The organism is Streptomyces sp. NPDC043952, assembly GCF_056435325.1.
The window spans coordinates 291113-313486 of record NZ_JBWKES010000004.1 but is presented as its reverse complement, the minus strand read 5'-3'; the positions used below and the strand labels follow the sequence as shown (position 1 = coordinate 313486).

Here is a 22374-nt window from a genome sequence, read left to right as displayed (position 1 = left end):
TACGTCTCCACCCGCCTGTACTGCGCGCGGAGTAGGAGCCGGGTAAGGAAACGGGACCTGCGGCCTACGGACCGGGCCTCCCCGATGGCCGAGGGTGGTGGTGGGGTGGACGCCCACGGGCGTCCCGCCCTCGCTGTCCTGCCGCTTCCTTTGTGTCCTCCGTGAACGGAAGCGCTTCTGCCGCTCACAGAAGAGAGACCCACACCCATGTCCTGGCTGTCCAGATTCAGCCTCGCCCAGCGGGCCCTCATCGGCCTGGTCTCGATCGTCGCCCTGGTCTTCGGCGCGATCGCGATACCCCAGATCAAACAGCAGCTGCTGCCCACCATCGACCTGCCCATGGTGTCGGTGATCGCGCCGTACCAGGGTGCCGCGCCCGACGCGGTCGAGAAGCAGGTGGTCGAGCCGATCGAGGACGGCCTCCAGGGCGTCGACGGCGTCACCTCGGTCACCTCCACCGCGGGCGAGGGCAACGCCGTGATCATGGCGTCCTTCGACTACGGCAACGACACCAAGCAGATCGTCGCCGATGTGCAGCAGGCCGTGAACCGGGCCCGCAACCAGCTGCCGGCCGGGGTCGATCCGCAGGTGATCTCCGGTTCCACCGACGACATGCCGACCGTGGTGCTCGCCGCCACCTCCGACAAGGACCAGCAGGCGCTCGCCGACCAGCTCGACAAGACGGTCGTACCGGCGCTGAAGGACATCGACGGCGTCGGCCGCGTCCAGGTCACCGGCGTCCGCGACCTCCAGGTCACCGTCACCCCCGACAACGCCGAGCTGGCGCAGGCCGGCCTCACCCCCGCCGCCCTCGCCCAGGCGCTCCAGGCGGGCGGCGCGAGCGTCCCGGCCGGCTCCTTCGACGAGAACGGCGCCAACCGCACCGTCCAGGTCGGCGGCGGCTTCACCACGCTGGCGCAGATCAGGGACCTCCCCGTCACCGGCGCGGCCGGGCACAAGGCCGTACGCGTCGGTGAGGTGGCCACCGTGAAGGAGCAGCCGGCCCCGGCCGACTCCCTCACCCGCACCGACGGCAGGCCCAGCCTCGCCGTCAACGTGACCATGGACCACGACGGCAGCGCCGTGACCATCTCCAAGGCGGTCAAGGACAAGCTGCCCGGACTGCGCGCGCAGCTCGGCACCGGCGCGAAGCTGACCGTCGTCAGCGATCAGGGTCCGGCCGTCTCCAAGTCCATCAAGGGCCTGACCACCGAGGGCGCGCTCGGCCTGCTTTTCGCGGTGCTGGTCATCCTCCTCTTCCTGGCGTCGCTGCGCTCGACGCTGGTGACCGCGGTCTCCATCCCGCTGTCCGTCGTCCTCGCGCTGATCGTGCTGTGGGTCGGCGGCCTGTCCCTGAACATGCTCACGCTCGGCGCGCTGACCATCGCCATCGGCCGGGTCGTGGACGACTCGATCGTGGTCCTGGAGAACATCAAGCGGCATCTGGGCTACGGCGAGGAGCGCCGGTCGGCGATCATCGAGGCGGTGCGCGAGGTGGCCGGCGCGGTCACCTCCTCCACCCTGACCACGGTCGCGGTGTTCCTGCCGATCGGCCTGGTCGGCGGCATGGTGGGCGCGCTGTTCGGCTCGTTCAGCATCACGGTCACAGCGGCCCTGCTGGCCTCGCTGCTGGTCTCGCTGACCGTCGTACCGGTCCTGTCCTACTGGTTCCTGCGCGCCCCCAAGGGCACCCCCGAGGACGCGGCTCAGGCGCGCCGCAAGGCAGAGGAGAAGGAGAGCAACAGCCGTCTCCAGCGCGCCTATGTGCCCGTGCTGCGGTTCGCGACGCGCCGCCGGCTCACCAGTGTGCTGATCGCGATCGTCGTCCTGGTCGTCACGTTCGGCATGTCCGGACTGCTCAAGACGAACTTCTTCGACCAGGGCGAGCAGGAGGTCATCACGATCAAGCAGGAGCTGAAGCCCGGCACCAGCCTGGCGGCGACCGACGCGCAGGCGAAGCGGGTGGAGAAGCTCCTCGCCTCCACCGAGGGCGTCAAGGATTACCAGGTCACCGTCGGTTCCTCCGGCTTCATGGCGGCCTTCGGCGGCGGCACGGACACCAACCAGGCGTCGTACCAGGTGATGCTGAAGGACTCGAAGTCGTACGACAGTGTGCAGCGGCACCTGGAGAGCGGCCTGAAGGACCTCAAGGGCATCGGGACGACCACGGTGTCGGCCGGTGACGGCTTCGGCAGCCAGAACCTCAGCGTCGTGGTGAAGGCCGCGGACCCGGCGGCCCTGCGTACGGCGGCCGAGCGGGTCCGCTCCACGGTGGCCGGTCTGGACGGCGTCACCGACGTCACCAGCGACCTGTCCACCAGCGTGCCGCGGATCTCGGTGACGGCCAACGCCAGGGCGGCCGCGGCCGGTTTCGACAACCAGAAGCTCGGCGCGGCGGTGGCGCAGGCGGTGCGCGGTACGACGGCGGCGAAGGCGACGCTCGACGACACCGAGCGCGATGTCGTCATCAAGTCGGCCAAGCCCGCGACGACGGTGGCGCAGCTGAAGAACCTGCGGCTCGGGCCGGTCAGGCTCGGGGACATCGCCACGGTGAAGCTGGTGGACGGGCCGGTCTCGCTGACCCGGATCGACGGCCGGCGGGCCGCGACGATCACGGCGAAGCCGACCGGGGACAACACGGGTGCGGTCAGCACCCGGCTCCAGTCGAAGATCAAGGCCCTGAAGCTGCCGGCGGGTGCCGAGGCGCAGATCGGCGGGGTGACGTCCGACCAGAACGACGCCTTCAAGAACCTCGGCCTCGCGATGCTGGCCGCGATCGCGATCGTCTTCATGCTGCTGGTCGCGACGTTCCGCTCGCTGGCCCAGCCGCTGATCCTGCTGGTGTCCATCCCGTTCGCGGCGACGGGCGCGCTCGGGCTGCTGGTCGTCACGGGGACGCCGATGGGTGTCCCGGCCATGATCGGCATGCTGATGCTGATCGGCATCGTGGTGACGAATGCGATCGTGCTGATCGACCTGATCAACCAGTACCGGGCTCAGGGGTACGGCGTGGTCGAGGCCGTGATCGAGGGTGGCCGGCACCGGCTGCGTCCCATCCTGATGACGGCCCTGGCCACGATCTTCGCGCTGCTGCCGATGGCTCTGGGCGTCACGGGCGAGGGCGGCTTCATCGCCCAGCCGTTGGCGGTCGTGGTGATCGGTGGCCTGATCACGTCCACGCTGCTGACGCTCCTGCTGGTGCCGACCCTCTACGCGATGCTGGAGCTCCGCAAGGAACGCCGCGCGAAGAAGAAGTCGGCCAAGCACCAGCCCCCGACCCCGGCCGAACCGGACCTGGCCCGCGTCTGACAGGGTCCGCATCCCGAGAGGGGCATCTCCGAGTCGGGGAGGTGCCCCTCCGGACTTTCTCCGGCTCGCGGGGCCGGTCGCCTCGCGTTCCGGCCGGCCGCAATCCGCTTGTCCCGGCGAACCGCGTCGCCCTAAGGTGAGCTCACTTCACGAGACGTTCCCCGGAAGCACGCCGCAGAGCGGGCACGTCCCACCTCGCCGAGGTGCCGGAGGGGCGGCAGCCGTCTTTGTCGACCCTTCCCTTCGGAGGTCTCCGCCATGAACGTCGGTATCGGCCTGCCCATCGCCGACCCCGCCACCTTGCTCACCTGGGCGCAGCGCGCCGACGACGGGCCGTTCAGCACGGTCGGCCTGCTCGACCGGCTTGTCTACGACAACCCCGAACCCCTGGTCGCGCTCGCCGTCCTCGCGGGTGCCACCTCCCGCGTCCGCCTCCAGACCGAGGTGCTGCTCGCTCCCCTGCGCGACACCGCCCTCCTCGCCAAGCAGGCCGCCACCCTGGACCGGATGACCGGAGGCCGCCTGGTCCTCGGTCTGGGGGTCGGCGGCCGGGACGACGATCACCAGGCCGCGGGCGTCGACAAGCGCACCCGAGGCCGGCGCCTCGACGAGCAGATGGCGGTCATGCGCCGCCTGTGGTCCGGCGAGCCGTACGGAGACGGCGTCGGTCCGATCGGTCCCGCGCCGGCCCGGCCTGGCGGTCCCGAGGTGCTTTTCGGCGGCTTCAAGCCCGCCGCGATCGAACGCGTCGGGCGTTGGGGTGACGGCTTCCTCGCCGCCGCGGCGCCCTCCCGGGCGGGCGGCCTGTTCGACACCGCCCGCGGGTTCTGGAAGGAGTACGGCCGCGCCGGCGAACCGCGCATCGTCGCGCAGGTCAACGTCGCGCTCGGCCCCGCGGAGGTGGTCGACGACGCCCGAGCCGCCATGCACGCGTACTACGCGTTCACCGGCATGGCCGACCGGATGGTGGCCGGGATGCTCACCACGCCGGCCGGGATCCGCGAGGCGATCGCCGGCTTCGCGGACCTCGGTGCCGACGAGGTCATGCTCTACTGCCACGGCCTCGACCCCGACCAGGTGGACCGCCTCGCCGACGTCCTGTGACGGGGGCCCCGTCGGGGCCCCGTTCAGTCCGGGATCAGGCCGTCTTCGCCGAGTAGGGCGCGGACCTCGGGGAGGGAGGCGTCCGGGGAGGGGAGGATCAGGTCGGAGGGCTGGAGTTCGTCGTTTGCGAGCGGGGTGCCGAGGCGGCGGACCGCGGCGAGGAGGGCGCCCAGGGTGCGCCGGAAGCCCTCCTCGTCACCGCTCTCCGTCTCGGCCAGCAGTTCGTCGTCCAGCCTGTTCAGCTCGGCGAAGTGGGAGTCGTCCAGCCTGACCTGGCCCTCCCCCATGATCCGTACGATCACGTCGGCCTCCTCGGCTCGTCTCCCGGCGGCACCCCGCCACCGCCTGCTACTGCTTGTCGAAGCGCGGGGTGTCCTGCGGCTGCTGCTGGGGCTGCCCCTGTCCGGTGCCGCCCTCGATGGCCTGCTGCTGGCTGCCCCCGGCCAGCTCGGCCTTCATGCGCTGAAGCTCCAGCTCTACATCACTACCACCGGAGAGCCGGTCCAGCTCGGCCGCGATGTCGTCCTTGGCCATGCCGCTCGGGTCGTCCAGGGCACCGGAGGCGAGCAGCTCGTCGATCGCGCCGGCGCGCGCCTGGAGCTGCTGCGTCTTGTCCTCGGCCCGCTGGATCGCGAGGCCGACGTCGCCCATCTCCTCGGAGATGCCGGAGAAGGCCTCGCCGATGCGGGTCTGGGCCTGGGCGGCGGTGTAGGTGGCCTTGATGGTCTCCTTCTTCGTACGGAAGGCGTCCACCTTGGCCTGGAGGCGCTGGGCCGCCAGGGTGAGTTTTTCCTCCTCGCCCTGGAGGGTGGCGTGCTGGGTCTCCAGGTCGGTCACCTGCTGCTGGAGCGCGGCGCGCCGGGACAGCGCCTCGCGGGCCAGGTCCTCGCGGCCCAGCGCGAGCGCCTTGCGGCCCTGGTCCTCCAGCTTCCCGGACTGCTGCTGGAGCTGGTTGAGCTGGAGCTCCAGGCGCTTGCGGCTGGTCGCCACGTCGGCGACCCCGCGGCGCACCTTCTGGAGCAGCTCCAGCTGCTTCTGGTACGAGTAATCGAGGGTCTCGCGCGGGTCCTCGGCCCGGTCAAGGGCCTTGTTCGCTTTCGCGCGGAAGATCATCCCCATACGCTTCATGACACCGCTCATGGGCTTCGCGCGCCCCCTTCTGACGGACTCCAGCTCACCGATCCTGCGACAAGACCCACAGTACGGGCCCTGCCTCCATTACCGCACTGTCCGGGGCGTGATGCGCTCATCCCCGAGAACGACTGCGGAGAGTACCGCTCCGGCGCAGGGAGGAGGCCGCCCCTCACCTCGACCCGTGAGAACGCCCCCTCTGCGTCGTACAGACGCGCGGCGTTGCCGGATCGTTCCCGGCCGGGCGGCGGTCCATGCCCCGGATGCCCTTACCCTTGGTCTTTGTGTTCCGTAGCCGTGCCAAGGAAGAGAAGTCCCAGGCCGACAAGCCGGTGAACTTCTCCAAGCAGCCCCGTGACCCGCAGGCCCCCAAGGGCAGGCCCACGCCCAAGCGCAGTGAGGCCCAGTCCCAGCGCCGCAGCGTCGCCAATACCCCGACGACGCGCAAGGACGCCACCAAGCGCCAGCGCGAGGAGCGCCGCCTCGCGCTCCAGAGGCAGCGCGAGGCGCTGGCCAGCGGTGACGAGCGCTATCTGCCGGCCCGCGACAAGGGCCCGGTCCGCAGGTTCGCCCGTGACTGGGTGGACTCGCGGTTCAACGTGGCGGAGTTCTTCCTGCCGCTGGCGATCGTGATCCTCGTGCTCAGCGTGGTGCGGGTGCCCTCGATCCAGAACATCGCGCTGCTGCTGTGGGCCCTGGTGATCGTCCTGATCGTGGTGGACGCCGCGGTCAGCGGTCTGCGGCTGAAGAAGCGGCTCAAGGAGCGCTTCCCGGACGGCAACACGCGCGGCGCGGTGGCCTACGCGCTGATGCGCTCGCTCCAGATGCGCCGGCTCCGGCTGCCGAAGCCGCAGGTCAAGCGCGGAGAGCGGCCCTGAGCGCAGACGCTTTCGCCGGGGGTGCGGCGCACTCCTGGCTGGACAAGGTGGGCGGGCTCCGGAATGTCGTACGCCAGGAACTGGTGGCGCGGCAGCTCGACGAGCAGATAGCCGGGCGGTTCCCGGTCGGGCAGCGGCTGCGGGTGCTCGACGTGGGGATCGGGCAGGGCACCCAGGCCCTGCGCCTGGCCCGCCTCGGCCATCAGGTGACCGGGGTCGAGCAGGACCCGGTGATGGTCGCGGCGGCGCGCGAGGCGCTGGACCGGGAGCCGGTGGGCATCCGGGAGCGGGTGCGGCTGGTGCAGGGCGACGCACGGGACACCGGGGTGCACTTCCTGCCCGGCAGCTTCGACCTGGTGCTCTGCCACGGCGTGCTGATGTACGTCGCCGAGCCCGATCCGCTGGTGGCGGGGCTCGCGCGGGTGCTGGCGCCGGGCGGGCTGCTCTCGCTGCTGGTGCGCAACGGCGACGCGCTCGCCATGCGGCCCGGTCTCGCCGGTGACGCGGCGGGCGCGCTGACCGCCTTCGACACCACCGCCTACACCAACCGCCTCGGCCTGAACGTGCGGGCCGACCGGCTGTCCGAGCTGACCGCCACCCTCGCCGGCATCGCCGCCCCGCTGCACGCCTGGTACGGCGTGCGGGTCTTCACGGACCTGGCGGCCGACGACGCGCCGCTGCCGTACGACCTGGAGACGCTGCTCGCGGCCGAGGAGCGGGCGGGCCGCACGGACCCCTACCGGGGCGTCGCGGCGCTGCTGCATCTGTGCGGGGTACGGGGCTGAATCCGGGGGCGGGCGGCGCCGAGCCCGATCGGGGCGACCATCCCGTGGGCGTACGGCCCGGAGCCCGATCGGGGCAACACGGCGGGCCCGCCGATCGGCGCGCGGCCAGACTCGGTACATGGCCGCTTCCGCTCCCCGCACCCCCGTCCCGCGCCGCCTCCCGATGTTCCCGTGCCGCCTCCTGACGGCCGTCGTCCTGCTGTGCTGCGCGGTGCTCACCGCGGGCTGCGAGGGCCCCGGCGTCCCGAGCGCGGGGCGGCCGGACGCGGCGACGGCGAGCCCGGTGACCGTGCCGATGGCGGCGGGCGATCTCCAGAGCGCGTACCAGCGGGTGATCAGGCAGGTGCTGCCCTCGGTGGTGCAGATCGAGGCGAGCCGTGATCTGGGCTCCGGGATCGTGTACGACGACCGGGGGCACATCGTCACCAACGCGCACGTGGTCGGCGACGAGAAGACCTTCCGGGTGACCACGGCGGGCAACGAGGAGCCGCTCACCGCGAGCCTGGTCTACTCCTACCCCCAGCAGGACCTCGCCGTGATCAAGCTGGACCGGGTGCCGGACGGGCTGAAGCCCGCGGTGTTCGGGGACTCCGAGAAGGTGGAGGTCGGCCAGATCGTGCTGGCGATGGGTTCGCCGCTCGGGCTGTCGTCCAGCGTCACCCAGGGGATCGTCTCGGCGACCGGACGGACCGTCAGCGAGGGCAGCAGCGGCGGCGGCACGGGCGCCACCATCGCCAACATGGTGCAGACCTCGGCGGCCATCAATCCGGGCAACAGCGGCGGCGCCCTGGTCAACCTGGACGGGCAGGTCGTCGGCATCCCGACGCTGGCCGCGGCCGACCCCAACCTGGGCAGCGCGGCGGCCGGGATCGGCTTCGCCATCCCCGCGTCCATGGCGCGGACCATCGCCGGTCAGATCGTGCGCGAGGGCCGGGTCGTGGACTCGGGCCGGGCCGCGCTCGGCATCACCGGGCGGACCGTGGTGGACGACCGCCTCCAGCCGGCCGGGGTCGCCCTCGCGAGCGTCCACAGCGGGGGCCCCGCGGCGCGGGCCGGGCTGCGCACCGGCGACATCATCACCAGGGTCGGCGACCAGCCCATCACCACCATCACCTCGCTCCAGGAGGCCCTGGCCGCGGACAAGCCGGGCCAGCGGACGACGGTGACGTATCTGCGCGACGGGGCGCGGCGGACGGCGCAGGTGACGCTGGGCGAGCAGTGAGGGGGTGAGGAGGGGTACGGCCTTCCGGAGTACGCCTTCGGGGGTACGGCCGTCCAGGTGCCTCCGGGCCCCGGAGCGCGCCCCTCCTCACCGGGGGTCAGGAGGCGTCGGCGTGCAGGCTCATCGGGCCGTAGATCTCGGTGGTCTCCTCGAACAGCCGTACCTGGTCCGCGCCGCCCTCCAGCAGCGCCCGCCAGTGCTCCCCCACCCAGGACTCGGCGTCCCCCTGGGTGCTGAACTCCTCGGGCTGGACGGCCGGCTGGACCTCCGTGCCGTCGGCCTTCTCGAACCGCCACGTCCATGCCGTCATGTGGGCCTCCTAGTGATCCGACACCTGCTGGAAGAGTAGACGGAAGCGCAATACCCGATCGGACAGGCGAAAATCGTTCCGTGGAAGTGACTCTGCTCGGTACCGGCGCCCCCGCCGGCCTGCCCCGCCCCGACTGCCCCTGTGCCGCCTGCGCGACGGCGCTGGGTCCCGACGCGCGGGCGGCCACCGCGCTGCTGGTGGACGGCGTGCTGCTGCTCGACCTCACGCCGGGCGCGGCCTTCGCGGCGGCGCGGGCCGGGCACTCGCTCGGCGGGGTGCGCCAGGTGCTGCTGTCCCACCCGCACGACGGGCCGCCGGTGGAGGTGCCGGCCGGGCTGCCGCATCCGGTGCGGGTGCCGGACGGGCGGGAGCTGACGCTGCTGACGGGGCATCGGGTGCGGGCGGTGGCGATGGACGCGGGCGGCACAGGGTACGCGGTGACCGGTCCGGACGGGCAGCGGCTGCTGTATCTGCCGCCGGGCGGGGCGCCGGCGGGCCTGGAGGCGGCGACGGCGGAGTCGTACCACATGGTCCTCGCGGACGTCGTGGGCCGGCCCGACGCGCTGGCCCGGCTGCGGGCGGTGGGTTCGCTCGGGCCGACGACGGATGTGCTCGCGGTCCATCTCGACCACGATGTGCCGCCCGGCCGTGAGCTGCGGCGGCGGCTCGCGGCGGCGGGGGCGCGGGCGGTGCCCGACGGTACGACGCTGGTGGTCGGCGCGTACGAGGACGTACCGGACGTGCCGCGGCGCACGCTGGTGCTCGGCGGGGCGCGCTCCGGGAAATCGGTCGAGGCGGAGCGGCGGCTGGAGTCCTTCCCCGAGGTGCTGTACGTGGCGACGGGCGGGACGCGGGGCGGGGACACGGAGTGGGCGGCGCGGGTGGCGACGCACCGGGAGCGGCGGCCGGGGTCGTGGCGTACGTCCGAGACGACGGATCTGGTGCCGGTGCTCGCGGCGGACGGGCCGCCGGTGCTGATCGACTGTCTGTCGCTGTGGCTGACGGACGCGATGGACGCGGTGGGGGCGTGGGACGACGCGGAGTGGGCGGGCGGGGGTGAGAAGGCGCTGCGGGAGCGGGTGCGGGAGTTGGCACAGGCGGTGCGGTGTACGCGGCGAACGGTGGTGGCCGTGTCGAACGAGGTGGGCTCGGGGATCGTGCCGGCGACGGCGTCGGGGCGGCGCTACCGGGACGAACTGGGGCGGCTGAACGCGGCGTTCGCGGGGGAATGCGAGGAGGTACTGCTGGTGGTGGCGGGGCAGGCGGTGGTGTTGCGGGGGTGAGGGGCGCCGCCGCGCCCCGAAGGGGCGCGGGGAACTGCGCGGCCGGCCACGACGTGGCCGCGGCTAGACGACGTCCTTGCGGGCCACGATTCTGTGGTGGGAGAGGAACGGGATCCGGTGGATGCCGGTCAGCAGCGTGCGAGGCGGGATCTCCGCGGCGGTCGGTGACCAGCCCGCGCCCAGGACGATGTGGCCGCCGGGCCGCAGGACCAGGTACGCGCAGCGGAGGTCGGCCGGGTCGGTCGGCGGGCCGAGGAGGCTCACCACGTCGTAGCGGGAGTGCAGGCGGGGCGCCACGTCCGGCAGGCCGCCCCGGTACGCCTCCTCCACCCGGCCCTCCGCCAGCGCCCGCTCCACCCGGTCCGTGGGGTCGACGCCGTCGAAGCTCGTGTAGGGGAAGAACCGCTTCGCCGCCTCGGGGAAGCGGCCCTCCCCCGTGCCCACGTCCAGCCAGCTCTCCGGTTCGGGGAGCCGTGCCAGCGCGCGGGCCGTGAGGTGGTGCCGGATCCGGGCCAACTGGTGTTCGTAGAAGCCTCGTTGGAGGTCAGGCTCCAGCGTGCGGGGCGAGGGCGGCATGGACGGCGGCTCCCTGTGCGACATTTCGCTGCAAAACGGAACGTATGGGATGCCGATCTTGGACGCAATGACATCGCCGGGTCGTGGTGGCGATGTGGCGCGGAACCGTTCGCCCGCTGGCGGTACTGTTCGGCGAATGAGCAGGATTGATCTGGACGACTTCACCGAACTGATCGAGCGCCCGGACGGGGGCGTGCGCCGTGACGCCGAGGCCCGGCGGGAGCGCCAGATCGTGCCGCCCGGGGCGCTCGGGCGGCTCGACGAACTGGGCGAGTGGCTGGCCGCCGCGCAGGGCGCGGTACCGGTGCGGACCGTCGAACGGCCGCGGCTGATCCTCTTCGCCGGCGATCACGGCATCGCCGCGCGGGACGTCTCCGCGCGGCCCGCGGGCTCCACGCGGGAGCTGGTGCGGGACGTGCTGGAGGGCGTGAGCCCCGCCGCGGTGCTGGCGCGCCGGCTCCAGGTGCCGGTCCGGGTCGTGGACATGGCCGTGGACTGCGATCCGGCCGACTTCCCCGAGGAGGTCGGGCGGTACCGGGTGCGGCGCGGCAGCGGTCGTATCGACATCGAGGACGCGCTCACCGAGGAGGAGGCGGACGCCGCGCTGCGGGCCGGTATCGCGGTGGCCGACGAGGAGGCCGACTCGGGTACGGACCTGGTGGTGCTCGGCGACCTCAGCGTGGGCGGCACCACCGTGGCCGCGGTGCTGATCGCGGCGCTGTGCGGGACCGACGCGTCGGTGGTGACCGGGCGGGGCGGCGTCGCGATCGACGACCTCGCCTGGATGCGCAAGTGCGCGGCGATCCGGGACGCGCTGCGGCGGGCGCGGCCGGTGCTCGGCGACCAGGCGGAGCTGCTGGCGACGGTCGGCGGCGCGGACCTCGCGGCGATGACCGGGTTCCTGCTCCAGTGCGCGGTGCGCAAGCTGCCGGTGATCCTGGACGGCGTGGTGGGCGCGGCGTGCGCGCTGGTGGCGCAGCGGGTCGCGTTCCGGGCGCCGGACTGGTGGCTGGCGGCGCACGACAGCGGGGAGCCGGGGCAGACGAAGGCGCTGGACCGGATGGCCCTGGAGCCGCTGCTCCGGCAGGGCGTGAAGGCCGGCGAGGGCCTGGGCGGACTGCTGGCCCTCCCCCTGGTCCAGGCCGCGGCGGCACTGGCCGCACAGATGCCGGAACGCCCGGAGCCCGAGAAGGAACCGGAGGCCGAGACGGCACCGGAGACCGGGGAAGGACCGGAGACCGCGGAGGGGTGACCCCGACGGGAAACAGCCGGCCCAAAGGGCTGATAAGTGCTGTTCGTTCGGGCAACCCCCATATGATCCATCACCATGGGAGATGCCCGGATTGCCGTTCCGTCGCGGGTCGAGGCGGGGCGGGGAGGTGAGGTCGGGCGGCGGTCGGGCGGGGTGTCCTCCAGGGCCGCCGCCTTCGCCGTCTGGTATCTGCGGGTCATCGCGTTCGTCAACTTCCTCAGCGCGGTGTGGGTCTCGCTGTACCAGGACGTGCGCCGGCACAACCAGGACGACTTCTTCACCCCGTACCTGCTGACCGCCGGCTTCGCCTCCGGTGTGTTCACCGCGTTCCTGGCGATCACGATGCGGCGCCGCAAGCGCGCGGCCTGGATCCTCAACCTCGTGCTCAGCGGCGTCTTCCTCGCGCTGTTCGCGTTCGCCATGGCGTTCCCGGAGATCCACCGGTACGCGCAGAACTGGGTGTCGCTGGTGCTGACGGCCGCGTTCGTCGGAGCGCTGCTGGTGGGGCGGCGGGAGTTCTACGCGAAGGGCGACCGCGCCAACCCCCGGCTCGCGGCCACCGTCGCAGCCGGCGGCGGGCTGGCCGCCAGCCTGCTGGCCGGGCTGCTGGTGACGGTCACCAACCAGGCGCCGGACGCGGCCCGTTCGACGTTCTGGGAGCGCTGGCACTACGGCACCCTGCGCCTGATCTCGGTCTCCGCCGACGAGCGCCACTTCCCCGGCATCGCCCCGCCCACCTGGGCCGACGTCACCGTCAACGTGCTCAGCACGGCCCTGGTCCTCGCCGTGTTCTACGCCGCGTTCCGCTCCCGGCGCGCCGTCGACCCGCTCACCGCGGACGACGAGAAGCGGCTGCGGGAGCTGCTGGACCGGCACGGCGAGCGGGACTCGCTCGGCTACTTCGCGCTGCGCCGGGAGAAGAGCGTCATCTGGTCGCCGACCGGCAAGGCGGCCGTCGCCTACCGCGTGATCGGCGGGGTGAGCCTCGCCTCCGGGGATCCGCTCGGCGACCCGGAGGCCTGGCCCGGCGCGATCGTGCCGTGGCTGGAGGAGGCGCGGGCGCACGGCTGGATCCCGGCGGTGATGGGGGCGAGCGAGGAGGCGGGCACCGTCTACCGCCGGCACGGCCTGGACGCGCTGGAGCTCGGGGACGAGGCGATCGTGGAGGTCGCCGACTTCACCCTGGAGGGGCGGGCGATGCGCACCGTACGGCAGGCGTACAACCGGGTGCGGCGGGCCGGGTACCAGGTGCGGGTGCGGCGCCACGAGGACATCCCGGCGGCCGAGATGGCGCTGCTGGTGCAGCGCGCGCACGACTGGCGGGACGGGGCGACCGAGCGCGGGTTCAGCATGGCGCTGGGGCGGCTCGGGGACCCGCAGGACGGCCGGTGCGTGATGCTGGAGTGCACGGACGCCGACGGCCGGCCGCGCGCGCTGCTGTCCTTCGTGCCGTGGGGCCCCGGCGGGCTCTCGCTGGACCTGATGCGGCGCGACCGCGACGCCGAGAACGGGCTGATGGAGTTCATGGTCATCGAACTGCTGCGGCGCGCCGGGGAGATCGGGATCACACAGGTGTCGCTGAACTTCGCGATGTTCCGCTCGGTCTTCGAACGCGGGGCGCGGCTCGGCGCCGGACCGGTGCTGCGGCTGTGGCGCTCGCTGCTCAGCTTCTTCTCCCGCTGGTGGCAGATCGAGTCGCTGTACCGCGCCAACGCCAAGTACCGGCCCATCTGGGAGCCGCGGTTCCTGTGCTTCGAGAAAAGCGCAGACCTGCCGCGCATCGGCCTCGCCTCGGCCCGCGCGGAGGGCTTCCTGGAAGTGCCGGGACTGCCCGGGTGGCTGCACCGAGGACGGCTCGGCGCGCGCCGCTGACCGTACCGAGGTAGGGAATGTCGTATGGGATCGCTCGCCCGCTGGGCCCGTGCCGAGTGGGGGCCGCTGTACGGCACCGTGCGCGCAGCCCTGCGCGGACCGCGCCCGTGGGCGATGCCGGTGACCGCGCTGCCGATGACCGCGGTGGCGGTGCTCCTGACCGCGCTGCTCCAGTTCGCGCAGAACCGGCCGTGGGGCTTCCGGCTGGTGCAGGGCCTCGGCGCGGTCCGGGCCGAGGACCCGCTGTGGCTGAGCCTGCTGCGCACTCCCCTGTCGCTGTTCGTGCCCGCCCTCGACCTGCCGGTGTGGGGGGCGCTGGCGCAGATCCTGCTGGTGTTCGGGATCGCCGAGCTGTGCCTGGGCTGGCGGCGGGCGCTCGGCATCGCGTATCTCGCCACGCTCGCCGGGACCCTGTACGCGCGCCTGGGCATCACCCTCGGCGCGCACGCCCCCTTCGGGCTGCCCTGGACGGACGCGCAGGTGGTGGACACCGGTCCGTCGGCCGCCGTGGTGGGTCTCGCGGTGTTCGTGGCCTGGCGGCACGGGGCGTACGCCACGGCGGGCGCGGTGACCGTCGCGATGGTCGCGGAGGTGCTGGTCAAGGAGAACCTGGCGGGCAAGGAGCATCTGGCCGCGCTGATGGCGGTGGGCTCGCTGTGCCTGGCGGTGGCGGTACGGCACCACCCCCAGCGTCTGCTTCAGCGGCGGCCGTCGGGCAACCGGGCCGGGCCGGGGTCGGGCCTGCCGCCGATCCAGTCCTGAAGGGCGCGGCTGCGGGGGGTCCAGCGGCGGTCGTGGCGGTAGGCGCGCAGGGTGGCCCGCGCGCGGGCGCGGGGGCGGCGGCCGTAGAAGCGGCGGGCCCAGAAGGAGTCGGGGCGGGCCAGCCGGAGCGCGCCGACCAGCGCGACCAGCGGCACGATCGCGCCGAACACCGCGGTGCGGATCTTGCCCTTGCTCAGGGCGACCAGGGAGAGCAGGAAGTTGGCGGCGATGTTGGCGATGACGGTGCCGCGGTCGGCGAGTTCCCCCTGGCTCAGGTCGTTGACGCCGAACGGCGCGAATCCGGAGAGCAGCAGCCCCACCAGGGCGGCGGTGAGCACGACGGCCTCGACGCTCTTGCGGCCCTCCTCGGTCCAGTAGACGTCGTTCAGGTGCAGGATCAGCGCGAACTCGTCCAGGACCAGGCCCGCGCCGATCCCGAACACCACGGCGGCCACCGCCCCGCCGGTGCCGTGCCGGTCGCTGGCGACCGCGCCGAAGCCGCCGACGACGGTGAGCACCACTCCGGGGACCACGTGGTGGATGTGCAGCCCGCCCGCGCTGACATTGCGGAACGGGCCCTTGCCGGCCCGGATCAGACGGGTGATCACCCGCGTGACGACGAACGTCAGCAGGAAGGCGGCGAGGGCGAGCAGCAGCGGAAGCTTGCCCGGTTCGATGATGTTCCGCACCCACCAGTGCCCCATGTGCGCACTTTATCCCCGGCGCCCGGCCCGCGGCGGGCCCCGGTCGCGGGCAGCCCGCGGCGGGCCCCCGGTCGCCCGGTACCCTGCGCCGATGCGCACGTCCTCGCCGCCCACCGCCCTCGACGGCCTCCGGTTCGCCTTCGGCACGCTCACCGTGCTGCCCGTACGGGTGCGCCGCTGGGACCGCGGGGCCGCGCGCGGGGGCATGCTCGCCGCCGTCCTCGTGGGCCTGGTCGCCGGCGCCCTCGCGGCCGCCCTCGGGCTGCTCCTGCTCCTGCTGGGCGCGGGCCCGCCGCTCGCCGCCGTCGGCTCGGTCGCCGTACCCGCCGTCCTCACCCGCGGGCTGCACCTGGACGGGCTCGCCGACACCGCCGACGGGCTGGGCAGCGGCAAGCCGGCCGAGGAGGCGCTGCGCATCATGAAGCGCTCGGACATCGGCCCGTTCGGGGTGCTCACCCTGGTGCTCGCGCTGCTGGCCCAGGTGGCGGTGCTGGCGCAGTCGTACGGCGACTCGTGGTCGCGCGGCGCCGCGGCGGCGGTGATCTCCGCGGTGACCGCCCGGCTCGCGCTCACCCTGGCCGCCCGTACCGGGGTGCCGGCCGCGCGGCCCGAGGGGCTCGGCGCGGCCGTCGCCGGGGTGGTGCCGGTGCCGGCCGCGCTCGCCGTCACCGCGCTGTGCGCGGCGGGCGCTGCCTTCTGGGGCTCGGAGTGGGGCCCGCCCGGCGCGCTGCGCGCCGCGGTCGCCGTGCTGTTCGCGCTCACCGCCGCCGAACTCCTGCTGCGCCGCTGCCTGCGCCGCTTCGGCGGGGTGACCGGGGACGTGTTCGGCGCGCTCGCGGAGACGGCCGCGACGGCGTCCCTGGTGGTGCTGGCCTTCGGCCGCTGACGAACCGGGCGTCAACTCCCGTGCCCGAAGGGGTGCTTGACCACGAAAGGGGCGTCCCGCCGGGGGGCGGTGGCCGCCGCGCCACGTACGGGTGAACACCGCGGGCATGAGCGCGGGCGGGCGCGAGCGTACCCTCGTCCCGGGTGTTCGCCCACCAGGCGGGGACCCCGGTTGCCACCTGCCCCCGGACCTGGACCCAGGGTCGGCTGTCGGGCCCGGTCGACCCACCCCACCGCAACTTCACACCGGAAGCGAGAATTCACCACCGTGACTGCTCTGACTCTCAGCACCGCCGCGGCGCCCGGCCTGCGGGCCGACGCGATCGTGATCGGTGTCGCCAAGGGCGCCAAGGGCCCCGTCGTCGCGCCGGGCGCCGAGGCCGTGGACAAGGCGTACGACGGCAGGCTGGCCGGCGTCCTGGAGACCCTCGGCGCCTCGGGTGCCGAGGGCGAGCTGACGAAGCTGCCCGCTCCGGCGGGCTTCAAGGCCCCGCTCGTGGTAGCGGTGGGCCTGGGCGCGGAGCCCGGCACCGAGGACGGCTTCGACGCCGAGGCGCTGCGCAAGGCCGCGGGTACGGCGGCGCGGACGCTCGCCGGCGCCAGGAAGGCTGCGTTCGCGCTGCCCGTGGACGGCCCCGGCGCGCTGGAGGCGATCGGCGAGGGCGCGCTCCTCGGCGCGTACTCCTTCGACGTCTACAAGGAGGACAACGCCAAGGCCAAGGGCGCCCGCGCGAAGAACGGCAAGGCCCCGCTGGGCGAGGCCGTGCTGCTCGGCGGCAAGCCGCGCGACGCCGCCCACAAGGGTGCCCTCGCCCGCGCCGTCGCGGTCGGCGAGGAGCTGAACCGCGCCCGCGACCTGGTCAACACCCCGCCGAACGACCTCACCCCCGAGGTCTTCGCGGGCATCGTGCAGGCCGCGGCCAAGGAGCACGGCCTCAAGGTGCAGGTGCTCGACGAGAAGGCGCTGGTCAAGGGCGGCTACGGCGGCATCCTCGGCGTCGGCGGCGGTTCGGCCGCGGCCCCCCGCCTGGTCAAGATCGCGTACACGCACCCCAAGGCCGAGCGGAGCCTCGCCTTCGTCGGCAAGGGCATCACCTACGACTCGGGCGGCATCTCGCTGAAGCCGGCCGGTCACAACGAGACGATGAAGTGCGACATGGCCGGTGCCGCCGCCGTGTTCGCGGCCGTCGTCGCCGCGGCCCGGCTCGGCCTGGAGGCGAACGTCACCGGCTGGCTGGCGCTGGCCGAGAACATGCCGTCCGGCTCGGCGGTGCGTCCGGGTGACGTGCTGCGCATGTACAGCGGCAAGACGGTGGAGGTGCTCAATACCGACGCCGAGGGCCGGCTGGTGCTGGCCGACGCGCTGTGGGCGGCCTCGCAGGAGGAGCCGGACGCGATCGTGGACGTCGCGACGCTGACCGGCGCGATGATGGTGGCGCTGGGCAGCCGGACGCTGGGTGTCATCGCCAACGACGACGCGTTCCGCACCGCGGTGTACGAGGCGGCGGAGGAGACCGGCGAGCCGGCGTGGCCGATGCCGATGCCGGAGCACCTGGCCAAGGGCCTGGAGTCCCAGGTCGCCGACATGACCAACGTCGGCGAGCGGTGGGGCGGCGGGCTGCTGGCCGGCCTCTTCCTGCGCGAGTTCGTGGGCGAGGGCATCCCCTGGGCGCACCTCGACATCGCGGGCCCCGCCTTCAACGAGGGCGGCCCCTTCGGGTACACGCCCAAGGGCGGCACCGGCACGGCGGTGCGGACGCTGGTCCGCCTCGTGGAGCTGACCGCCGAGGGCGAGCTGGGCTGACGCCCGTCCACCGGCTCGGGCCGGGCGGTCCGTGGCGCGTCCTCAGGGGCGCGGGTGCTGCTCACGCAGTTCCCCGCGCCCCTTCGGGGTGCTTGCGGCGCCTTGAGTGGGACGTCTCACACACCAGCCCGGCGTCTCGTCCGCCTCCAACAAGTGCAAAGATGGAGCCCGGCAGGACAGGGCCCCCACCGAAGGGCCGAAGCATCAAGCGGCCGGACACCAGCCGCCCGCCGGTCATCGGAGATCGGCGCAAGGCGCACATGCATGGAGGACGTGACGTGGCGAACGACGCCAGCACCGTTTTCGACCTAGTGATCCTCGGCGGTGGTAGCGGTGGTTACGCCGCGGCCCTGCGCGGGGCGCAGCTGGGCCTGGACGTCGCCCTGATCGAGAAGGACAAGGTCGGCGGCACCTGCCTGCACCGGGGCTGCATCCCCACCAAGGCCCTGCTGCACGCGGGCGAGATCGCCGACCAGGCCCGCGAGAGCGAGCAGTTCGGCGTCAAGGCCACCTTCGAGGGCATCGACGTACCGGCCGTGCACAAGTACAAGGACGGCGTGATCGCCGGCCTGTACAAGGGCCTCCAGGGTCTGATCGCGTCCCGCAAGGTGACGTACATCGAGGGCGAGGGCCGGCTGTCCTCCCCCACCTCCGTCGATGTGAACGGTCAGCGCATCCAGGGCCGCCACGTCCTGCTGGCGACCGGCTCCGTGCCGAAGTCGCTGCCGGGCCTGGAGATCGACGGCAACCGGATCATCTCCTCCGACCACGCCCTCGTCCTGGACCGCGTGCCCAAGTCCGCGATCATCCTCGGCGGCGGTGTCATCGGCGTCGAGTTCGCCTCCGCGTGGAAGTCCTTCGGCTCCGACGTGACCGTGATCGAGGGCCTCAAGCACCTCGTGCCGGTCGAGGACGAGAACTCCTCGAAGCTGCTGGAGCGCGCCTTCCGCAAGCGCGGCATCAAGTTCAACCTCGGCACCTTCTTCCAGAAGGCCGAGTACACCCAGGACGGCGTCAAGGTCACCCTCGCCGACGGCAAGGAGTTCGAGGCCGAGGTCCTCCTCGTCGCCGTCGGCCGCGGCCCGGTCTCCCAGGGCCTCGGCTACGAGGAGCAGGGTGTCGCCATGGACCGTGGCTACGTCCTGGTCGACGAGTACATGCGGACCAACGTCCCGACCATCTCCGCCGTCGGCGACCTGGTCCCGACCCTCCAGCTCGCGCACGTCGGCTTCGCCGAGGGCATCCTGGTGGCGGAGCGTCTGGCCGGTCTGAAGGTCGTCCCGATCGACTACGACGGTGTCCCGCGGGTGACGTACTGCCACCCGGAGGTCGCCTCCGTCGGCATCACCGAGGCCAAGGCCAAGGAGATCTACGGCGCGGACAAGGTCGTCGCTCTGAAGTACAACCTGGCGGGCAACGGCAAGAGCAAGATCCTGAACACCGCGGGCGAGATCAAGCTCGTCCAGGTGAAGGACGGTGCCGTGGTCGGCGTCCACATGGTCGGCGACCGCATGGGCGAGCAGGTCGGCGAGGCCCAGCTGATCTACAACTGGGAGGCGCTGCCGGCCGAGGTGGCCCAGCTCATCCACGCCCACCCGACGCAGAACGAGGCGATGGGCGAGGCCCACCTGGCCCTGGCCGGCAAGCCGCTGCACTCCCACGACTGAGCCCTCGGTCACGGGCGCGACGACACAGACTTCCGCAATTCGTAAGGAGCAACCGAAACCATGGCGGTTTCCGTAACCCTTCCGGCGCTCGGTGAGAGCGTCACCGAGGGCACCGTCACCCGTTGGCTGAAGGCCGAGGGTGAGCGCGTCGAGGCCGACGAGCCGCTGCTCGAAGTCTCGACCGACAAGGTCGACACCGAGATCCCCTCGCCCGTCTCCGGCGTCCTGGCGTCCATCAAGGTCGCCGAGGACGAGACCGTCGAGGTCGGTGCCGAGCTGGCCCTGATCGACGACGGCAGCGGCGCCCCCGCCGCCGCCCCGGCCCCGGCCGCCGCCGAGGCCACCGCCCCCGTGGCCGAGCCCGCCCCGGCCCCGGCCGCCGAGGCCCCCGCCGCGCCGGCTCCGGCCGCCGAGGCCGCCGCCCCCGCCGGTGGCGCCCAGGGCACCGACGTGGTCCTGCCCGCGCTCGGCGAGTCCGTCACCGAGGGCACCGTCACCCGCTGGCTGAAGTCGGTCGGCGACTCCGTCGAGGCCGACGAGCCGCTGCTCGAGGTCTCCACGGACAAGGTCGACACCGAGATCCCGGCGCCCGCCTCCGGCGTGCTGCTGGAGATCGTGGTCGGCGAGGACGAGACCGCCGAGGTCGGCGCCAAGCTCGCCGTCATCGGCGCGCCGGGCGCGGCTCCGGCCGCCGCTCCGGCCCCCGCCGCCCCGGCTCCGGCTCCGGCTCCGGCCGCCGAGCCCACCCCGGCTCCCGCCCCGGCCGCTCCGGCTGCCCCGGCCCCGGCCGCCGCCCCGGCTCCGGCTCCCGCCGCCCCGGCGCAGCCCGCCGCTCCGGCCCCGGCTCCGGCGCCCGCCCCGGCTCCGGTCACCCCGGCCACCGCGCCGACCTCCCCGACCGCCACCCAGGCGACGGACGAGGGCGCGTACGTGACCCCGCTGGTGCGCAAGCTCGCCGCCGAGAACGGCGTCGACCTGGCCACCGTCAAGGGCACCGGCGTCGGCGGCCGTATCCGCAAGCAGGACGTCATCGCCGCCGCCGAGGCCGCGAAGGCGCCCGCCGCCGCTCCGGCTCCGGCCGCCCCCGCCGCCCCGGCCGCCAAGAAGGCCCCGGCGCTGGAGGTCTCCCCGCTGCGCGGCCAGACCGTCAAGATGACCCGCATCCGCAAGGTCATCGGCGACAACATGGTCAAGGCGCTGCACGAGCAGGCCCAGCTGTCCTCGGTCGTCGAGGTCGACGTGACGCGCCTGATGCGGCTGCGCGCCAGGGCGAAGGACTCCTTCGCGGCGCGCGAGGGCGTCAAGCTCTCCCCGATGCCGTTCTTCGTCAAGGCCGCCGCGCAGGCGCTGAAGGCCCACCCGGTCATCAACGCCAAGATCAACGAGGCCGAGGGCACGATCACCTACTTCGACACCGAGAACGTCGGTATCGCGGTGGACTCCGAGAAGGGCCTGATGACCCCGGTCATCAAGCACGCCGGCGACCTCAACATCGCGGGCATCGCCAAGGCCACGGCGGAGCTGGCCGGCAAGGTCCGCGCCAACAAGATCACCCCGGACGAGCTGTCCGGTGCGACCTTCACCATCTCCAACACCGGTTCGCGCGGTGCCCTGTTCGACACGATCATCGTGCCGCCGGGCCAGGTCGCGATCCTCGGCATCGGTGCCACGGTCAAGCGTCCGGCCGTCATCGAGACCGAGGAGGGCACGGTCATCGGCGTCCGCGACATGACCTACCTGACCCTCTCCTACGACCACCGCCTGGTGGACGGCGCCGACGCGGCCCGCTACCTGACGGCGGTCAAGGCGATCCTGGAGGCCGGCGAGTTCGAGGTCGAGCTCGGCCTCTGACCCCGATCGGGGCTTTTGGCCTGATCAAGCGGTACGACACCCCGTCCGGAACGTTCCGGGCGGGGTGTTCGTGTTTGTCGTCATGCCTGCCGTGTAAGCCTCGTCTCACCTGCACTGAAGCGCCCTCCGTACACGCTCCCGCCGACCGAACCCGCCGTATTGTCTAAAGGTCAGCCCCCTGGGAGGAGCCCTCATGACCGCGCCCGTAGTCCACTCGCTGCGCGAACAGATCCGCGAGCACATCGTGGAGGGGATCGTCAGCGGGCGCTGGCAGCCGGGCGAGCGCATCGTGGAGCGCCGTATCGCCACCGAGCTGGAGGTCAGCCAGACCCCGGTGCGCGAGGCGCTGCGGGAGCTGGAGACGCTGCGGCTGATCGAGTCCGCGCCGAACAAGGGCGTCCGGGTCCGCAACCTCACGGCGGCCGACCTGGAGGAGAGCTACCCCGTCCGGGCCGGCCTGGAGGCCATCGCGGCCGAGCTGGCCGCCGACCGCCTGTCCACCGACTGCTCGGCCCTGGAACCCCATGTGCTGGCCCTGTACGAGGCCGACCGGGCCGCCGACGGCACCGCGCAGGTGCGGCACACCGTCGGCTTCCACCGCGAACTCGTGCGCGCCGCCGACAACTCGGTGCTGCTGCACACCTGGGAGGGCCTGGGCATCGAGGTCTTCACCGCCCTGTCGATCCGCTGGCTGGGCACCGTGCAGCAGTCGTACGCGGAGGAGCACGAGGAGCTGGTGCAGGCGTTCAAGCGCCGGGACCCGCGGATCGCGGAGCTGGTGAAGGCGCATGTGCTCGGCTGCGCCCCGCGCGCCTGACGTCCGCCTGATGCCCGACTGACGCGACGCACCCGAGCACACCCCCGCTCACCTGCGAATTCCCTGATCAAAGTCGGCACCGGGTGCCCGGTTCCAAGGCACCGGGTGCCGACTTTCTTGGAATCGAGAGGTTTTGCCGCTCAACCCTTTGATCGATCATCG

The 22374-nt window shown here is 73.0% G+C and carries 19 protein-coding genes; 14 read left to right on the top strand and 5 right to left on the bottom strand.

Annotated features, from left to right (window positions below; all coding sequences use genetic code 11):
* The first annotated feature begins 207 nt into the window (after positions 1-207).
* Both AC069R_RS06990 and AC069R_RS06985 read left to right on the top strand, forming a co-directional pair.
* The gene (locus AC069R_RS06990) at positions 208-3309 is read left to right on the top strand and encodes an efflux RND transporter permease subunit (protein WP_478765207.1); all 3102 of its coding nucleotides are present in this window, start codon (positions 208-210) and stop codon (positions 3307-3309) included.
* Between the two features lie 258 nt (positions 3310-3567).
* The gene (locus AC069R_RS06985) at positions 3568-4413 is read left to right on the top strand and encodes an LLM class flavin-dependent oxidoreductase (RefSeq protein ID WP_478765206.1); all 846 of its coding nucleotides are present in this window, start codon (positions 3568-3570) and stop codon (positions 4411-4413) included.
* A 23-nt stretch (positions 4414-4436) separates the two neighbouring features.
* On the opposite strand, the gene pspAA is transcribed toward AC069R_RS06985, so the two are convergent.
* The gene (gene pspAA, locus AC069R_RS06980) at positions 4437-4715 is read right to left on the bottom strand and encodes a PspA-associated protein PspAA (protein WP_478765204.1); all 279 of its coding nucleotides are present in this window, start codon (positions 4713-4715) and stop codon (positions 4437-4439) included.
* A gap of 46 nt (positions 4716-4761) precedes the next feature.
* On the bottom strand, positions 4762-5553 hold the full coding sequence (locus AC069R_RS06975; RefSeq protein WP_471059307.1) for a PspA/IM30 family protein: 792 nt from the start codon (positions 5551-5553) through the stop codon (positions 4762-4764).
* 245 nt (positions 5554-5798) lie between these two features.
* On the opposite strand from AC069R_RS06975, the gene AC069R_RS06970 reads away from it, so the two are divergent.
* The 3 genes from AC069R_RS06970 (at position 5799) to AC069R_RS06960 (ending at position 8429) form a co-directional block, all read left to right on the top strand.
* Complete coding sequence (locus AC069R_RS06970; RefSeq protein ID WP_478765203.1) at positions 5799-6422, top strand: DUF3043 domain-containing protein; 624 nt, start codon at positions 5799-5801, stop codon at positions 6420-6422.
* Positions 6423-6505: 83 nt separating this feature from the next.
* Positions 6506-7207 carry a class I SAM-dependent methyltransferase gene (locus tag AC069R_RS06965; RefSeq protein WP_478765295.1) on the top strand — a complete coding sequence of 234 codons (702 nt, stop codon included), beginning with the start codon at positions 6506-6508 and terminating at the stop codon, positions 7205-7207.
* A 163-nt stretch (positions 7208-7370) separates the two neighbouring features.
* Positions 7371-8429 (top strand): S1C family serine protease, encoded by a 1059-nt coding sequence (locus tag AC069R_RS06960; protein ID WP_478765294.1) that lies wholly within the window; start codon positions 7371-7373, stop codon positions 8427-8429.
* A gap of 97 nt (positions 8430-8526) precedes the next feature.
* Here AC069R_RS06960 and AC069R_RS06955 read toward each other — a convergent pair whose 3' ends face one another.
* A complete protein-coding gene (locus AC069R_RS06955; RefSeq protein WP_285554065.1) occupies positions 8527-8739 on the bottom strand; it encodes a hypothetical protein in 213 nt (70 codons plus the stop codon).
* An 80-nt stretch (positions 8740-8819) separates the two neighbouring features.
* Here AC069R_RS06955 and AC069R_RS06950 point away from each other — a divergent pair, with 80 nt between their 5' ends.
* The gene (locus AC069R_RS06950) at positions 8820-10022 is read left to right on the top strand and encodes a bifunctional adenosylcobinamide kinase/adenosylcobinamide-phosphate guanylyltransferase (protein ID WP_478765201.1); all 1203 of its coding nucleotides are present in this window, start codon (positions 8820-8822) and stop codon (positions 10020-10022) included.
* Positions 10023-10085: 63 nt separating this feature from the next.
* Here the strand turns inward: AC069R_RS06950 and AC069R_RS06945 are convergent, their stop codons facing one another.
* Positions 10086-10598: a methyltransferase domain-containing protein gene (locus AC069R_RS06945; protein WP_478765199.1), complete on the bottom strand. Its 513-nt coding sequence runs from the start codon at positions 10596-10598 to the stop codon at positions 10086-10088.
* A 136-nt stretch (positions 10599-10734) separates the two neighbouring features.
* Here AC069R_RS06945 and cobT point away from each other — a divergent pair, with 136 nt between their 5' ends.
* The 3 genes from cobT to AC069R_RS06930 all read left to right on the top strand — a co-directional run bounded on the left by cobT (position 10735) and on the right by AC069R_RS06930 (position 14484).
* Positions 10735-11850, top strand: coding sequence for a nicotinate-nucleotide--dimethylbenzimidazole phosphoribosyltransferase (cobT, locus tag AC069R_RS06940; RefSeq protein ID WP_478765197.1), 1116 nt, complete (start codon positions 10735-10737; stop codon positions 11848-11850).
* Positions 11851-11925: 75 nt separating this feature from the next.
* On the top strand, positions 11926-13722 hold the full coding sequence (locus tag AC069R_RS06935; protein WP_478765195.1) for a phosphatidylglycerol lysyltransferase domain-containing protein: 1797 nt from the start codon (positions 11926-11928) through the stop codon (positions 13720-13722).
* 24 nt (positions 13723-13746) lie between these two features.
* On the top strand, positions 13747-14484 hold the full coding sequence (locus AC069R_RS06930) for a hypothetical protein (RefSeq protein ID WP_478765193.1): 738 nt from the start codon (positions 13747-13749) through the stop codon (positions 14482-14484).
* Here AC069R_RS06930 and AC069R_RS06925 read toward each other — a convergent pair.
* The gene (locus AC069R_RS06925) at positions 14421-15188 is read right to left on the bottom strand and encodes a hypothetical protein (protein WP_478765192.1); all 768 of its coding nucleotides are present in this window, start codon (positions 15186-15188) and stop codon (positions 14421-14423) included. The two genes, AC069R_RS06930 and AC069R_RS06925, sit on opposite strands and share 64 nt — an antisense overlap.
* A 91-nt stretch (positions 15189-15279) precedes the next feature.
* Here AC069R_RS06925 and AC069R_RS06920 point away from each other — a divergent pair, with 91 nt between their 5' ends.
* The 5 genes from AC069R_RS06920 to AC069R_RS06900 all read left to right on the top strand — a co-directional run bounded on the left by AC069R_RS06920 (position 15280) and on the right by AC069R_RS06900 (position 22212).
* Entirely contained in the window at positions 15280-16074 is a 795-nt protein-coding gene (locus AC069R_RS06920) for an adenosylcobinamide-GDP ribazoletransferase (RefSeq protein WP_478765190.1), read from the top strand.
* A gap of 267 nt (positions 16075-16341) precedes the next feature.
* Positions 16342-17877, top strand: a complete 1536-nt coding sequence (locus AC069R_RS06915) for a leucyl aminopeptidase (protein WP_478765189.1) — start codon at positions 16342-16344, stop codon at positions 17875-17877.
* Positions 17878-18155: 278 nt separating this feature from the next.
* On the top strand, positions 18156-19544 hold the full coding sequence (lpdA, locus tag AC069R_RS06910) for a dihydrolipoyl dehydrogenase (protein WP_471059285.1): 1389 nt from the start codon (positions 18156-18158) through the stop codon (positions 19542-19544).
* A gap of 60 nt (positions 19545-19604) precedes the next feature.
* The gene (gene sucB / locus AC069R_RS06905) at positions 19605-21395 is read left to right on the top strand and encodes a 2-oxoglutarate dehydrogenase, E2 component, dihydrolipoamide succinyltransferase (protein WP_478765188.1); all 1791 of its coding nucleotides are present in this window, start codon (positions 19605-19607) and stop codon (positions 21393-21395) included.
* Positions 21396-21588: 193 nt separating this feature from the next.
* A complete protein-coding gene (locus AC069R_RS06900; protein WP_046421248.1) occupies positions 21589-22212 on the top strand; it encodes a GntR family transcriptional regulator in 624 nt (207 codons plus the stop codon).
* The last annotated feature ends 162 nt before the right edge of the window (positions 22213-22374 follow it).

Excerpts from the sequence above, each read along its gene's own strand:
- AC069R_RS06990 (WP_478765207.1), top strand. The coding sequence starts at position 208 with ATGTCCTGGCTGTCCAGATTCAGCCTCGCCCAGCGGGCCCTCATCGGC.
- AC069R_RS06985 (WP_478765206.1), top strand. The coding sequence starts at position 3,568 with ATGAACGTCGGTATCGGCCTGCCCATCGCCGACCCCGCCACCTTGCTC.
- AC069R_RS06975 (WP_471059307.1), bottom strand. The coding sequence starts at position 5,553 with ATGAGCGGTGTCATGAAGCGTATGGGGATGATCTTCCGCGCGAAAGCG.
- AC069R_RS06970 (WP_478765203.1), top strand. The coding sequence starts at position 5,799 with ATGCCCCGGATGCCCTTACCCTTGGTCTTTGTGTTCCGTAGCCGTGCC.
- AC069R_RS06960 (WP_478765294.1), top strand. The coding sequence starts at position 7,371 with ATGTTCCCGTGCCGCCTCCTGACGGCCGTCGTCCTGCTGTGCTGCGCG.
- AC069R_RS06955 (WP_285554065.1), bottom strand. The coding sequence starts at position 8,739 with ATGACGGCATGGACGTGGCGGTTCGAGAAGGCCGACGGCACGGAGGTC.
- AC069R_RS06945 (WP_478765199.1), bottom strand. The coding sequence starts at position 10,598 with ATGCCGCCCTCGCCCCGCACGCTGGAGCCTGACCTCCAACGAGGCTTC.
- cobT (WP_478765197.1), top strand. The coding sequence starts at position 10,735 with ATGAGCAGGATTGATCTGGACGACTTCACCGAACTGATCGAGCGCCCG.
- AC069R_RS06935 (WP_478765195.1), top strand. The coding sequence starts at position 11,926 with ATGGGAGATGCCCGGATTGCCGTTCCGTCGCGGGTCGAGGCGGGGCGG.
- AC069R_RS06930 (WP_478765193.1), top strand. The coding sequence starts at position 13,747 with ATGGGATCGCTCGCCCGCTGGGCCCGTGCCGAGTGGGGGCCGCTGTAC.
- AC069R_RS06925 (WP_478765192.1), bottom strand. The coding sequence starts at position 15,188 with ATGGGGCACTGGTGGGTGCGGAACATCATCGAACCGGGCAAGCTTCCG.
- AC069R_RS06920 (WP_478765190.1), top strand. The coding sequence starts at position 15,280 with ATGCGCACGTCCTCGCCGCCCACCGCCCTCGACGGCCTCCGGTTCGCC.
- sucB (WP_478765188.1), top strand. The coding sequence starts at position 19,605 with ATGGCGGTTTCCGTAACCCTTCCGGCGCTCGGTGAGAGCGTCACCGAG.
- AC069R_RS06900 (WP_046421248.1), top strand. The coding sequence starts at position 21,589 with ATGACCGCGCCCGTAGTCCACTCGCTGCGCGAACAGATCCGCGAGCAC.